Source organism: Streptomyces inhibens, assembly GCF_003389455.1.
Classification (GTDB): Bacteria; Actinomycetota; Actinomycetes; order Streptomycetales; family Streptomycetaceae; genus Streptomyces; species Streptomyces inhibens.
Map to the genome: position 1 here is coordinate 24,030 of NZ_QUAC01000478.1, position 14,236 is coordinate 38,265.

11 protein-coding genes are annotated in these 14,236 nt (G+C 70.0%); all 11 read right to left on the reverse strand.

Translation table 11 applies throughout. The features are described from left to right. Positions 1-116: 116 nt before the first annotated feature. Positions 117-839 (reverse strand): YggS family pyridoxal phosphate-dependent enzyme, encoded by a 723-nt coding sequence (locus DY245_RS41845; protein WP_128512353.1) that lies wholly within the window; start codon positions 837-839, stop codon positions 117-119. Then, the gene (gene pgeF, locus DY245_RS41850; protein ID WP_128512354.1) at positions 836-1,597 is read right to left on the reverse strand and encodes a peptidoglycan editing factor PgeF; all 762 of its coding nucleotides are present in this window, start codon (positions 1,595-1,597) and stop codon (positions 836-838) included. The genes DY245_RS41845 and pgeF overlap by 4 nt, the downstream gene beginning before the upstream one ends. Before the next feature lie 13 nt (positions 1,598-1,610). Next, a complete protein-coding gene (ftsZ, locus tag DY245_RS41855) occupies positions 1,611-2,837 on the reverse strand; it encodes a cell division protein FtsZ (protein WP_128512355.1) in 1,227 nt (408 codons plus the stop codon). A 283-nt stretch (positions 2,838-3,120) separates the two neighbouring features. Beyond that, positions 3,121-3,933: a cell division protein FtsQ/DivIB gene (locus DY245_RS41860; RefSeq protein ID WP_128512356.1), complete on the reverse strand. Its 813-nt coding sequence runs from the start codon at positions 3,931-3,933 to the stop codon at positions 3,121-3,123. Between the two features lie 22 nt (positions 3,934-3,955). After that, on the reverse strand, positions 3,956-5,047 hold the full coding sequence (murG, locus tag DY245_RS41865) for an undecaprenyldiphospho-muramoylpentapeptide beta-N-acetylglucosaminyltransferase (RefSeq protein WP_128512357.1): 1,092 nt from the start codon (positions 5,045-5,047) through the stop codon (positions 3,956-3,958). 6 nt (positions 5,048-5,053) lie between these two features. After that, positions 5,054-6,403 (reverse strand): putative lipid II flippase FtsW, encoded by a 1,350-nt coding sequence (ftsW, locus tag DY245_RS41870; RefSeq protein ID WP_128512358.1) that lies wholly within the window; start codon positions 6,401-6,403, stop codon positions 5,054-5,056. 60 nt (positions 6,404-6,463) lie between these two features. Further along, on the reverse strand, positions 6,464-7,981 hold the full coding sequence (gene murD, locus DY245_RS41875; protein WP_181924093.1) for a UDP-N-acetylmuramoyl-L-alanine--D-glutamate ligase: 1,518 nt from the start codon (positions 7,979-7,981) through the stop codon (positions 6,464-6,466). Then, positions 7,978-9,042, reverse strand: coding sequence for a phospho-N-acetylmuramoyl-pentapeptide-transferase (gene mraY / locus DY245_RS41880; RefSeq protein ID WP_128512364.1), 1,065 nt, complete (start codon positions 9,040-9,042; stop codon positions 7,978-7,980). The genes murD and mraY overlap by 4 nt, the downstream gene beginning before the upstream one ends. Positions 9,043-9,047: 5 nt before the next feature. Next, entirely contained in the window at positions 9,048-10,490 is a 1,443-nt protein-coding gene (locus DY245_RS41885; RefSeq protein ID WP_128512359.1) for a UDP-N-acetylmuramoyl-tripeptide--D-alanyl-D-alanine ligase, read from the reverse strand. Between the two features lie 62 nt (positions 10,491-10,552). After that, positions 10,553-12,334 carry a Mur ligase family protein gene (locus DY245_RS41890; protein ID WP_128512360.1) on the reverse strand — a complete coding sequence of 594 codons (1,782 nt, stop codon included), beginning with the start codon at positions 12,332-12,334 and terminating at the stop codon, positions 10,553-10,555. Between the two features lie 18 nt (positions 12,335-12,352). Further along, positions 12,353-14,236 (reverse strand): peptidoglycan D,D-transpeptidase FtsI family protein (locus DY245_RS41895; protein ID WP_147318436.1); only part of this gene is annotated, 1,884 nt, incomplete at its 5' end.

The following is a 14,236-nucleotide window of genomic DNA, read 5'->3' on the forward strand; positions in this document are numbered from 1 at the left end:
GTCCTCCGCTCTGTGGTGGATCGGCTCCGTCGCCAGAGGCCTTGGATCCACGCGGGCCTCCCGCTTTCTGCGGGAATGACCATATTTTGTGCTGTGGTCCGACTTGCTTCGCGACGTTACCCGAGCCGTGGTCGGACTCCGAGTACCGCAGTGCCGACGCGCACATGTGTCGCTCCGGCTGCCACGGCGTCCTCAAGGTCCGAGCTCATGCCTGCTGACACCATGTTGGCAGCAGGATGGGTGGCGCGCAGGTCGGTTGAGATTTCCATGAGTCGTTCGAATGCGGCGAGTTGGCGGCCGGCAAACGGCCCGGCCAGCGGCGCTACGGTCATCACACCGTCCAGACGCAGCCCTTGGGCACCGGCGATCGCGTCGGCGAGCGCCTCGACCCCGTCCGGCGCCACCCCGCCCCGGGCTCCCCGCTCCCCCGACTCCGCGTCAAGTGCCACCTGGATCAGGCAACCCACCTCGCGCTCGGCGCGGACGGCTTCCTTGGAGAGCGCGGTGACCAATCTGGCCCGGTCGACCGATTGAACAATTCCGGCATAACCGGCCACGGAACGCACCTTGTTCGTCTGCAATTGACCAACGAAGTGCCAAGTAAGGGGCAAATCAGCGCATTCGGCGGCCTTGGGTGCCGCCTCCTGGTCGCGGTTCTCCGCGACCTGCCGCACCCCCAGCTCCGCGAGCAACCGGACATCGCTCGCGGGGTAGGTCTTGGTGACCACGATCAGGTTCACCTCGTCGCGCGGCCGGCCGGCCTTGGCGCATGCGGTGAAGATACGATCCTCCACCCGCGCCAGGTTCTGCGCCAGTTGAGTTCTGCGGTCGTCCGTCATCGCTCGGCCTCCCCACCTTCGGCAGGGGTGCCCCCAAGCCATACGTAGCTCGCGAGCCGCCCGGTCGTGCGGTCGCGTCGATAAGAGAAATGGTTCGCCGATTCGCGCGTGCAGATGTGGGAATCCTCACGCACCGGCACCCCCGCGGCGGCGAGTTGAGCCCGTACACCTGCGGTGACATCCACCGCCGGGGTGCCCCAACCGGTCGTCGCAAACGCCTCGGGCACCACCGCGGCAACGTCGGCGCGCATCGCCTCGGGCACCTCGTAACAGCGCCCGCAGATCGCGGGTCCGGTGTACGCGACGATCCGCGCCGGCTCTGCGCCCAGCTTCACCATCGCCTCGACGACCGCCGGCACGACCCCGGCGACCAGACCGGGCCGGCCGGCGTGGGCGGCGCCCGTGATCCCGGCGGCCGGGTCGGCGAGCAGGACCGGGGTGCAGTCCGCGGTCAGCACCGCGAGCGCGAGGCCCCGGCGACCCGTCACCACCGCGTCCACGCAGGGAATGTCCTTGTCGCGCCACGGCCCGTCGACCACCGCCACGTCCCGGCCGTGGACCTGGTTCATCCAGACCACCGCGGCCGGGTCGAGGCCGAGTTCCCCGGCCGCGCGTGCCCGGTTGGCGCGTACGGCCTGCGGGTCGTCGCCGACCGCGCCGCCCAGATTGAGCTGCTCATACGGAGCGGCGCTCACCCCGCCCCACCTGTCGGTGAAGGCGAAATGCGCGCCGCTCTCGTGGTGCTGGTGCCCTATCACTTCGGTGCTTCGGTCACTTCAGGAAGTCGGGAACGTCCAGTTCCTCGGCCGCGGAGTCCGAGTACGGACGGGCCGGGGGAACCTGCGGAGCGATCGCCGGGGACGACGGAACCTCGCTCAACGAGGAGGAGTCGGCCGAGGCCGGCTCCTCGTCGCGCACGGGCACCGAGCCCAGTCCGCCGAAGGACGACGTACGCGGCTCCGGCGGGGCGGCCGGACGGCTGGTGGCCGGGGTGGGCTCCTCGCGCTTGGGGGACGACAGCGCGGACTGCGCATCACGGCGGGCAGGCGGCTGCCCTCCGTCAAAACCCGCGGCGATCACGGTCACGCGGACCTCGTCACCCAGCGCGTCGTCGATGACCGCACCGAAGATGATGTTGGCCTCCGGGTGCGCGGCCTCGCTGACCAGCTGTGCGGCCTCGTTGATCTCGAAGAGACCGAGGTCGGAGCCGCCCGAGATGGACAGCAGCACACCGCGGGCACCGTCGATCGACGCCTCCAGGAGCGGCGAAGAGATCGCCATCTCGGCTGCGGCCACCGCGCGGTCGTCGCCGCGCGCCGAGCCGATACCCATGAGGGCCGAGCCGGCCTCGGACATCACGGACTTGACGTCGGCGAAGTCGAGGTTGATCAGACCCGGTGTGGTGATCAGGTCGGTGATGCCCTGGACACCCGACAGCAACACCTGGTCCGCGGACTTGAACGCGTCGAGCACGCTCACCTGGCGGTCCGAGATGGACAGCAGTCGGTCGTTGGGAATCACGATGAGGGTGTCGACCTCTTCGCGCAGCTGGGCGATGCCGTCCTCGGCCTGGTTGGCGCGACGGCGGCCCTCGAAGGTGAACGGCCGGGTGACCACACCGATCGTCAGGGCGCCCAGCGAGCGGGCGATGTTGGCGACGACGGGCGCGCCGCCGGTGCCGGTGCCGCCGCCCTCACCCGCGGTCACGAAGACCATGTCGGCCCCCTTGAGGACCTCCTCGATCTCCTCACGGTGGTCCTCGGCCGCCTTGCGACCCACATCCGGGTTCGCGCCGGCGCCGAGTCCGCGGGTCATTTCGCGGCCGACGTCGAGCTTGACGTCGGCGTCGCTCATCAGCAGCGCCTGTGCATCGGTGTTGATCGCGATGAACTCGACGCCCTTGAGCCCGACCTCGATCATCCGGTTGATGGCGTTCACGCCACCGCCGCCGATGCCGACGACCTTGATGACTGCGAGGTAGTTCTGCGGTGCTGCCACGTCGAAGGCCTCTCGCCTCGAGTTACGTGTCGTCGCCGCACTTGACGTGTGGACGCCGACTGATGCCGATGGGACGGTCCGTATAGCCGACCCGAACCCTAACGTTGAAGTTTAGGGTTACCTGTGCCTGTGTTCCTTGGTTCCATAGTCCCTTTGGAACGAGACACTAAGTCGACAAGGCGCGCGCGTTCAACGAACACGCCGAACCTCCCGTTTTTCTTTTCACCCTATGTGATCACCCATAGTCGTAGCCATCCAGGGTGCTGGCCTGCGGCTACGAACGTCAACTCCCCGATACCGCAGGGGCACTGGGAACCGAGATGTCGAAGTGGCGCCCGTCACGTGCCGCTTTCAGCAGCGCGGTGAGCACCTTCGCCTTTTCGGCGCCCTGTTCGCTGCTGCCCCAGGCGACCGTGCGCCCGCCGGCCAGTTCGAGGGCGATGGAGTCATAAGACCGTACGCGAACCTTACGTACGTCCTTGTGCACGGCCGAGGGCAGATCCTGGGCGACCTCGACCGCAGCGCGCCGCAACCGGTCGATTCCGAACCGGCGAAGACTCGGAGAGTCCGATACGGACATTTCCAGAAGCGGAACGCCCTTGGGAGCAGCGCCGACGGTGGCGAACCGGACGCCCTCGGCGTCCACTTCGACAAACTTTCCGCCCGCTCGCATCAGCAGTTCCGGCGTTCTTTCGGTCACCTTCAGACCGATCGTGCGCGGCCAGGACCGCTCGACGTCAACTGTCTTGATGCGCGGCAGCCGTGCGCGCAGCCGACGGGCAAGTCCGTCCGTATCCACCGAAACCAACGGCGCGTTCATCGGGGCGTCCGCCGCGTCGACGACTTCACGCGGCGTCAGAACCTTCGTGCCACTGGCCCTGACCTGTTCGACCCGGAGCCAGTTCGAGGCGTAGAGCGCCCAGACGCCGAACGCGCCGAGCAGCGCCGCGAGCACCATGATGATGATCAGACCACGGCGGCCCGGCGCGCGAAGGGGAATGCGCACCCAGAATCTTCGCCCGCGTACCTCCGGGACGGAGGGCGGGCCGGACGGTGACTTCTTCTCGCCGCGCCGGGCGGTTGTCGGTCCGGCCACGCTCCCTGCCTTCTCTCGTGCGCTACTTGTTGCGCTGCGCGATCGCCTCGTACACCATGCCGACCAGCAGCTCGTCGGCGTCCCGGCGGCCGAACTCGGAGGCCGCGCGGGACATCTCGTACAACCGGTGCGGATCCGCGAGAACCGGGAGCACGCTGCTCTGCACCCAGTCCGGGGTCAGCTGGGCGTCATCGACCAGCAGGCCCCCGCCGGCGTTGACCAGCGGCTGGGCGTTGAGCCGCTGCTCGCCGTTGCCGATGGGCAGCGGGACGAAAGCGGCCGGGAGCCCGACGGCGGACAACTCGGCGACGGTCATCGCGCCCGCGCGGCAGAGCATCATGTCGGCCGCGGCGTACGCGAGATCCATCCGGTCCACGTACGGTACCGGGACATAGGGGGGCATCCCGGGCATGTTGTCCACATGCGGCAGTTCGTTCTTCGGACCGACCGCGTGCAGGACCTGAATCCCGGCGCGCTGGAGGGCCGGAACGGCGGCCTGAATGACCTCGTTCAGCCGGCGCGCACCCTGGGAACCACCGGACACCAGGAGTGTCGGGAGGTTGGGGTCGAGACCGAAGGCGGCCCGCGCCTCGGGGCGGACCGCGGCGCGGTCCAGGGTGGCGATGGTGCGGCGCAGCGGAATACCGACATAGCGGGCACCGCGCAGCTTGCTGTCGGGCGTGCTGACGGCGACGAACTTGGCGTACCGCGAGCCGATCTTGTTCGCCAGACCGGGCCGGGCATTGGCCTCGTGGACGATGATCGGCACACCGAGCCGCTTGGCGGCCAGATAGCCGGGCAGCGCCACATAGCCGCCGAAGCCGACGACACAGTCCGCCTTCGTACGCTCCAGGATCTGCTCGGCGGCCTTGATCGTGCCGCGCAGCCGCCCGGGGACGGTGATCAGTTCGGGCGTGGGCTTGCGCGGCAGCGGTACGGCCGGGATGAGACCCAGCTCATAGCCGCGCTCCGGGACGAGCCGGGTCTCCAGCCCCTTCTCCGTACCGAGTGCCGTGATCCCCACGGTGGGGTCCTGCCTCCGCAGTGCGTCCGCGAGGGCGAGCGCGGGCTCGATGTGGCCGGCGGTCCCCCCACCGGCGAGTACGACATGCACCGAAATTCACCGCTCTCCGGACGGCCGCTTCTTGACGCGCCGTCTCATCGTCTTCCATCTCACCCCAGCCGGTTTCCTGCCGAAAACCGGCTTTCGCGTAGCCAACGCAGCCAACGCCGCTCGCGCAGCGGGCTCGTCACGCGCGAAGGCGATCAGCAGCCCGATGGCGAACATCGTGGGCAGCAGGGCGGAGCCTCCGTAGGAGAACAGCGGGAGCGGGACACCGGCGATCGGCAACAGGCCGAGCACCGCACCGATGTTGATCACGGCCTGGGCCGTGATCCAGGTGGTCACGCCTCCCGCGGCGTACCGTACGAAGGGGTCCTCCGTGCGTCCGGCCACGCGGATACCCGCATAGCCTAGAGCCGCGAAGAGGGCGAGCACCGACAGCGTCCCCGCCAGACCCAGTTCCTCCCCGGTGATGGCGAAGATGAAGTCGGTGTGCGGTTCAGGGAGTTCACCCCATTTTTCCATACTCGCACCGAGCCCGGAACCGAAGAATCCGCCGGACGCCAGGGCATAGATTCCGTGCACGGCCTGCCAGCACTGATCACCGGGGCCCGGATCGGTCGCGCCGATGCAGGCCAGCCGGGACATCCGGTTGGCGCTGGTCTTGATCAGCAGCGCCCCGATCACCGTGGCGGTGCCCAGCACCCCCACGAACAGCCGGGTCGGCGCTCCGGCCAGCCACAGCAGTCCGAAGAGGATCGCCGTGAGAATGATCGCGGTGCCCATGTCGCCGCCGAGCATGATCAGCCCGAGCAGCAGGAACGCCACCGGGATCAGCGGCACCAGCAGATGCTTCCACTGCACCAGCAGCTTCTTGTCCTGCTTGCGGGCCAGCAGATCGGCGCCCCACAGGACCAGCGCGAGCTTGGCGAACTCGCTCGGTTGCATCTGGAAAGGGCCGCCGAGGTTGATCCAGTTCTGGTTGCCGTTGACCGCGACCCCTATGCCCGGAATCTGCACCAGGCACATCAGGAACACCGAGACGGCGAGCAGCGGATAGGCCAGCCCGCGGTGCAGCCGGACCGACAACCGGGACGCGATCACCAGCAGCCCGCCGCCGAGGGCGGCCGCGAGCAGCTGCTTGCGGAAGAAGAACGTCGGGGAGAGCCCGGACTGCAGCGCCTTGATCTGGGACGCCGAGTAGACCATCACCAGGCCGAGGACGGTGATCAGCAGGCTGCCGCCGAGGATCAGGTAGTACGCGGTCAGGGGGCGGTCCCAGGCCCGTTTCAGCCGGGTGTGGAGCCCCCGGGGGCCGCCCGCGGTGCGCCTGCCGCGCGGCGGGCGCACCGCAGAGGTCCGGCGGGGCGGACGCGACGGGGCAGCCTTCGCCGATCTGGCCGTCATCCTCGTCCCCTCCACAGGTGTGCTCGCCGCCGGGTTTCGACGACAGCGGGGAGATGCGGTCTAGTGATCCCGTGCGGTCAGCTCACCGACCGCGTCGGCGAAGGCGTCGCCCCGCTTGTTGTAATTGACGAACATGTCCATCGAGGCACAGGCCGGAGCCAGCAGGACGGTGTCGCCGGGCTCGGCCAGACGGGTCGCTTCCCGGACCGCCTCAGGCATCGCCCCAGTGTCGGTCCGGTCGAGGTCGACCACCGGGACATCGGGGGCGTGTCGCGCCAGGGCTTCGCGAATCAGCGCCCGATCGGCGCCGATCAGCACCACACCGCGCAGCCGGGCCGCCGACTTCTGCACCAGCTCGTCGAAGGTCGCGCCCTTGGCGAGGCCGCCGGCGATCCACACGATGTGCTCGTACGCCGCCAACGACGCCTCGGCGGCGTGGGTGTTGGTGGCCTTGGAGTCGTCGATGTAGGTGATGCCGTCGATGTCCGCGATGTGCTGGATGCGGTGCGCGTCCGGGTGGAAGGCACGCAGTCCGTCGCGTACGGCGGCGGGCCGGACGCCGAAGGCACGGGCCAGCGCCGCCGCCGCGAGGGCGTTGGCGATGTTGTGCGGGGCGGGCGGACCGGAGCCGGGCGCGATGTCGGAGATCTCGGCGAGCTCCTGGGCCTGCTTCTGCCGGTTCTCCACGAAGGCGCGGTCGACGAGGATGCCCTCGACGACGCCGAGTTGGGAGGGGCCGGGGGTGCCGAGGGTGAAGCCGATGGCGCGGCAGCCCTCCTCGACGTCGGCCTCGCGCACCAGGTCCTCGGTCGCCTTGTCGGCCACGTTGTAGACGCAGGCGACGGTGTTGCCCTCGTAGATCCGGCCCTTGTCGGCGGCGTACTCGGCCATGGAGCCGTGCCAGTCGAGGTGGTCGGGGGCGATGTTGAGGACCGCGGCGGAGTGCGCGCGCAGTGACGGCGCCCAGTGCAGCTGGTAGCTGGAGAGCTCGACGGCGAGCACGTCGTAGGGGCGTGCGCCGTCCTTGCCCTGGCCGAGGACGACATCGATGATCGGGGTGCCGATGTTGCCGACGGCCAGGGTGTGCAGGCCCTCGGCGGCCAGGATCGAGGCCAGCATCCGGACGGTGGTGGTCTTGCCGTTGGTGCCGGTGACCCCGAGCCAGGCCGCGGCGTCCGGCCCCCGCAGCCGCCAGGCGATCTCCACATCACCGACCACGTCCACACCGGCCGCGGCGGCCGCCGCAAACAGCGGGCTGTCCGGCTTCCAGCCGGGCGAGGTGACGACCAGCTCGGTGCCCTCGGGGAGGGTCGCACCGTCGCCGAGACGGACGGTGATCCCGCCCGCCCGTCGCCCACCACCGCCCTTGCCGGAGGCGCTTTGCGCCGCTGCCCATTCCTCCAGCTCACGGCCTGCCGCCTGCTGCTTGTCGCCGTCACCGCCGTCCACGACGGTGACATGGGCGCCGAGGCCGGCCAGGGCACGGGCGGCACTGATGCCGCTCACGCCCAGGCCGGCGACGGTGATGTGCTGACCGGCGAACCCCGCGGGGATGTCGGTCGGGCCGTGCGTGGTCACTTCGCTGCCTGCCAGCCGCCGTAGAAGATGCCGAGTCCCACGATGACGCACATGCCCTGGATGATCCAGAATCTGACCACCACAAGGACTTCGGACCACCCCTTGAGTTCGAAGTGGTGCTGGAGTGGCGCCATCCGGAAGACCCGCTTGCCGGTCAGCTTGAAGGAGCCGACCTGGATGACCACGGACATGGTGATCAGGACGAAGAGACCGCCGAGGAGGGCGAGCAGCAGCTCCGTACGGGAGCAGATCGCCAGACCGGCCAGCGCGCCGCCCAGGGCCAGCGAGCCGGTGTCACCCATGAAGATCTTGGCGGGTGAGGTGTTCCACCACAGGAAGCCGAAGCAGGCACCCATCAGCGCGGAGGCCACGACCGCGAGGTCGAGCGGGTCGCGGACCTCGTAACAGCCCGGTCCGGCGGTGATCTGGTTGGCGCAGGACTCCTGGTGCTGCCAGATACCGATGAAGGTGTACGCGCCGAAGACCATCACCGAGGCGCCGGTGGCCAGGCCGTCGAGGCCGTCGGTGAGGTTCACGCCGTTGGACATCGCCAGGATCATGAACAGCGCCCAGATCACGAAGATCACCGGGCCGATCTGCCAGCCGAAGTCCTGGGTGAAGGACAGCCGGTCGGAGGCTGGGGTCTGTCCGCGCAGGTCGGCGAACTGCAGCGACAGCACCGCGAAGGCGATACCGACGATCAGCTGCCCGGCCATCTTCGCCTTGGCGCGCAGGCCCAGCGAACGCTGCTTGACGATCTTGATGTAGTCGTCGAGGAAGCCGACCAGGCCCATGCCCGCCATCAGGAACAGCACCAGCACACCGGAGAAGGTGGGGTCGCTGCTCGTGATGACCTTGGTCAGCGCGTAGGCGATGATCGTGGCCAGGATGAAGGCGATACCACCCATCGTGGGCGTACCGCGCTTGCTGTGGTGGTCGCGCGGGCCGTCATCGCGGATGAACTGCCCGTACCCCTTTTTCGCCAGCAGCTTGATCAGCACCGGGGTACCGATCAGGGTCAGGAAGAGCCCGATCATTCCGGAGAAGAGGATCTGCTTCATCGAGTTCATCGGGACGCGGCTCCACCCTCAGCGCCCAGTACGCCCTCGTCGTCCAGCAATGCTGCGGCGACCCGCTCCAGCCCCACCGACCTGGACGCCTTCACCAGCACGACGTCTCCCGGTCGCAGCTCGCTGCGCAACAGGTCGACCGCCGCCCGCGCGTCGGACACGTGCACCGACTCCTCACCCCACGAACCCTCGTTCTTGGCGCCCATGTCGAGCCAGGCCGCTTCCCTGCCGCCGACTGCCACGAGCTTGCTGACGTTGAGCCGGACGACCAGCCGCCCGACCGCGTCGTGTTCGGCGAGCGACTCCTCGCCGAGCTCGGCCATCTCACCGAGCACCGCCCACGTACGACCGCCCGTCGCCTTGGCGGCTGCGCCCATCGCGACCAGCGCTCGCAGCGCCGCTCGCATGGACTCCGGGTTCGCGTTGTAGGCGTCGTTGACGACCGTCACGCCGTCCACGCGCTCGGTGACCTCCATACGCCAGCGGGAGAGCGTGCCGGCTTCGGAGAGCGCGGTGGCGATCTCGTCTACGGGCATGCCCAACTCATGGGCGACGGCGGCCGCGGCGAGCGCGTTCGACACGTGGTGCTCACCGTACAGCCGCATGGTCACATCACTGCACCCGGAGGGTGTGTGAAGCGTGAAGGCGGGCTGTCCGAGCTCCGTGAGCCGGACATTCTCGGCACGTACCGCGGCGTCCGCGGCCTCACCGAACAGGATCGTGCGGGCCTTCGTACGGGACGCCATGGCGCGTACGTACGGATCGTCGGCGTTGAGCACGGCAATTCCGCCGTCCTCGGCCGAGGGCAGCGCCTCGACGAGTTCGCCCTTCGCCTCGGCGATCCGCTCACGGCCGCCGAACTCGCCGATGTGCGCGCTGCCTACGTTGAGCACCACACCGATCCTCGGCGGGGTCAGCTCGGCGAGGTAGCGGATGTGGCCGACGCCGCGGGCGCCCATCTCCAGGACGAGATGGCGGGTGGTGTCGTCGGCGCGCAGCGCGGTCAGCGGCAGCCCGATCTCGTTGTTGAGGTTGCCCTCCGGCCAGACGGTCGGGCCGTGCCGCTGCAGCAGCTGGGCGATCAGGTCCTTGGTGCTGGTCTTGCCGGCCGAGCCGGTGAGGCCGACGACGGTGGTGCCCAGACGCTCGACGACGGCACGGGCGAGCGCACCGAGGGCGGCGACAACGTCGTCGACGACAATCGCGGGGACGCCGAGGGGGCGGGCGGCCAGAACGGCCACCGCGCCCGCCTCGACGGCACCCGGCGCGAAGTCGTGGCCGTCGACGCGCTCACCGGCGAAGGCCACGAACAGACCGCCGGGACGCACCGCGCGGGAGTCGGCGACAACCGGCCCGGTGACCGTGCGGGTGTCGTCCGGTATGTCGTGCTGCTGCCCGCCGACGATGTTCGCGATCTCGGCGAGGGACAGGGAGATCACAGGTCACCCCCGGCGAGGGGCAGGCGGTGACGGTAAAAGGATTGTGCGCGCATGGCGGTGTGTCATCCCTGGTGGTTCGGCTGCGGTGACTTCAAGGAAGCCTCGATGGCCTCGCGCAGCACCTGGCGGTCGTCGAAGGGGCGCACCACTCCGGCGATGTCCTGGCCCTGCTCGTGGCCCTTGCCCGCGACGATCACGGTGTCACCGGGCTCGGCGCGGGCAACGGCGGCGGCGATGGCGGCGGCCCGCTCTTCTTCGACCAGCACCGTGCCGCGTTCGTGGATGGGGACCTCGGCGGCGCCCGCGAGCATGGTGGCGAGGATCGCGAGCGGGTCCTCGTTGCGGGGGTTGTCGGAGGTCAGGATGGCCGTGTCGGCGAGGCGGGCCACCGCGGCGCCCATGGGGGCGCGCTTGTGCGGGTCGCGGTCGCCGCCGCAGCCGAGCACGGCGTGCAGCTTGCCGTCGGTGACCTTGCGCAGCGCGCGCAGAACCGATTCGACGGCGTCGGTCTTGTGGGCGTAGTCGACGACCGCGAGGTACGGCTGGCCGGCGTCGATGCGCTCCAGGCGGCCGGGCACGCCGGGGACCGCGGCGACGCCGTCGGCGGCGGTCTGCGGGTCGACACCGGCGACGACCAGGGCGGTGATCGCGGCGAGCGCGTTGGCCACGTTGAACGGGCCGGCGATCGGGGACGCGGCGCGCAGGGTCTGGCCGTCCGGGCCGTGCACGGTGAAGGTCGAGCCGAGCGCGCCGACCTCGACGTCACAGGCCCGCCAGTCCGCGTCCGGGTGGCCCTCCGCGGAGAAGGTGGTGACCGGGACCTCGGACTCGCCCTCGGCCAGCCGCTTGCCGTATTCGTCGTCGAGGTTGACGACGCCGGCGCGGCTGCGGGCCTTGGTGAACAGCTGGGCCTTGGCCTGGAAGTAGTCCTCCATGCCGGAGTGGAACTCCATGTGCTCCGGGCTGAGGTTGTTGAAGATCGCGACGTCGAAGACACAGCCGTCGACCCGGCCGAGGACCAGTGCGTGGCTGGAGACCTCCATGGCGACCGCCCGGACGCCCCGCTCGCGCATCACCGCGAACAGCGCCTGCAGGTCGGTGGCCTCGGGGGTGGTGCGCTCGGACTTGATCCGCTCGCCGCCGATACGGGTCTCCACCGTGCCGATCAGGCCGGTGAGGCCCACCCGTCGCCCACCACCGCCCTCGGCCGACTGCGCTGCGCGCAGGCCCTCCTCTTCCGCCCGCTTCGCGGCGGCCGCCCGCAGCCCGCCCTCGATGAGGTACGCGGTGGTGGTCTTGCCGGAGGTGCCGGTGATGCCGATCTGGAGCAGGTCCTCGCCCGGCGCGCCGTAGATCGAGACGGCCAGCGCGCCCATCCGCGCGCGGGGGTTCTCGACGACGAGGACCGGCAGGCCGGTCGCGGCGGCGCGCTCGGCACCCGACGGGTCGGTCAGGATCGCGGCGGCACCGAGGTCGGCGGCCTGGGCGACGAAGTCGGCGCCGTGCAGACGGGCGCCGGGCAGCGCGGCATAGACGTCGCCGGGGCGGACCGCCCGGGAGTCGTGGGTGATGCCGGTGACCGAGACGTCGGCAGCGGAGGACGGGGCCGGGGCGCCCAGCTGCTCGACGAGGTCCGCCAGGGGGGTGGGGCGGACCTGTTCAGGGCGCGGCGCTCCCGGATAGGTACCGGAGCCACCCTTCGCGGCGTGCTGGGGTTTGGGGGACTGATCAGCTTGTGACACGGCGGTGAGCGTACCGGGCACAACCGGCCCGGGGCGAAGTGAGGGCCGTGGGGAGGGGCAGTTTCGGGGTTCGGGGGTGCCGTCGGGAGTGATGGTCGTCACGGCGGGATTGCCTCGATTTCATTGGCCTGGCGTGAACGTGACCGGCAGCCGCGGGGGCTTGGCGCCGGTCGGCGGGACCTGGAGGGTTTTCAGCGCGAAGGCCATGACCTGCTGGTAGATCGGGCCGCAGACCTGGCCGCCGAAGTAGCTGCCCGTGGTGGGGTTCTGGACGGCGCAGTAGACCGTGATACGGGGCTTGTCGGCGGGCGCGAAGCCGGCGAAGGAGGCGGTGTAGCCGTGGTAGCGGCCGGTCTTGGGGTCCACCCGGTTGGACGTGCCGGTCTTGCCGCCGACGCGGTATCCGTCGATCTTCGCCTTCGCGCCGGTGCCTTCCTCGTCGTCGACGACCGATTCGAGCATGGTGGCGAGCGTACTCGCGGTCTTCTGGCTGACCACGCGGTTCTTGGCGGGCTTGGGCGCCGGTACGTAGTGGCCGTCGGGTCCGGTGCTGCCGCGGACCAGTGTGGGGGCGATGCGCTCGCCGCCGTTGGCGATCGTGGAGTAGACGGAGGCGGCCTGTACGGCGTTGAGGGAGAGCCCCTGGCCGAAGGGGATCGTGAACTGCTGCGAGGTGTTCCAGTCCTGCGGCTCGGCCAGGATGCCGGCGGTCTCCCCCGGAAAACCGAGCCCGGTCGGCTTCCCGATCCCGAACTTGCGCAGGTAGGAGTAGAGGACCTGGTTGGCCTGGGGCTGGGTCCTGCCCAGCTGGCCGGCCGCGAGGATCGTGCCGATGTTGCTGGACTTGGCGAGCACGCCGTTGAGCGTCAGATGCCAGGTGGCGTGGTCGACGTCGTCGGCGAACAGCCGGTCGCCGCGGTGCAGCCGGTTGGGCACGATGACGTGGGTGGACGAGGTGGCGACACCCTCCTCCAGTACGGCGGCCATCGACATCAGCTTGCTGGTGGACCCCGGCTCGAACGCGTCGGACAGCGCGGCATTGCCCAGCGCTTCCGGATCGGCCTTGGAGATGTCGTTGGGGTCGAAGGCGGGCGAATTGGCGAGCGCCAGGATCTCGCCGGTGCGGGTGTCCTGGACGACGACGTAGCCGCGGTCGGCCCTGGACTTGGCGACCTGCTGGGTGATGGCCTGCTGGGCCGCCCACTGGATGTCGCGGTCGAGGGTCAGCTCGACGTCGGAGCCGGGGACGGCGGGGTGCTCCTGGGTGTCGGCGGTGGGCACCCGGCGGCCGCCGGACTGGGCGTAGACGAGCTTGCCGTCCTTGCCCGCCAGCTGCTTGTCCAGGCGGGCCTCCAGGCCGCCGCCGCCCTTGCCCACGCTGTTGACGAAGCCGAGGACGCCGGAGGCGAGGTCCTTGTTCGGGTAGATGCGCTTGCTGTGTTTGTCGGCGAAGATCCCGACCAGGACGTCGGGGCGGGGCGCGTGCTTGGGAGCGGCGGCCGCCTTGGCGTCGAGGGTCTTACGGAGGTCCTTGATCCGCTTCCAGACCTGCGGGGTCTGCTGCCGGGCGAGCAGGACATAGCGCGCCTTGGGCTGGGCGAGCTTCTCGGTGAGGGCAGCCCTGTCCTCACCGAGGATCGGCGCGAGCAGCGCGGCGGCCCGCTGCGGGGCGTCGTCGATCTTGGTCTTGCCGGGCGCCAGCAGGCTCGGGTCGGCGGTGATGTCGTACGCGTCCACGGTGGTGGCCAGGTCCACGCCGTTGCGGTCGGTGATCGCACCGCGCTCGGCGGCCAGCTTGACCGGTACGTAGCGGTTCTCGTTGGCCTTGGCGGCGAATGCCCCGGCGTCGATGGCCTGCACCTGGAAGAGCCGTACGACGAAAGCCAGCATGATCAGCGTCAGCCCGAGGGAGATCAGCCGCAGCCGGGGGCGCGGGCTGCCCAGGCGGAGCGCCGGGGATCCGGGGCGGGGGCGTACGGGGCGGGGGCCGGGGCGACGGGCGGC

Bases quoted from the DNA above. Each gene is read 5' to 3' on its own strand.
- DY245_RS41845 (WP_128512353.1), bottom strand. From the start codon at position 839: ATGACGGACGACCGCAGAACTCAACTGGCGCAGAACCTGGCGCGGGTG.
- ftsW (WP_128512358.1), bottom strand. From the start codon at position 6,403: ATGACGGCCAGATCGGCGAAGGCTGCCCCGTCGCGTCCGCCCCGCCGG.
- mraY (WP_128512364.1), bottom strand. From the start codon at position 9,042: ATGAAGCAGATCCTCTTCTCCGGAATGATCGGGCTCTTCCTGACCCTG.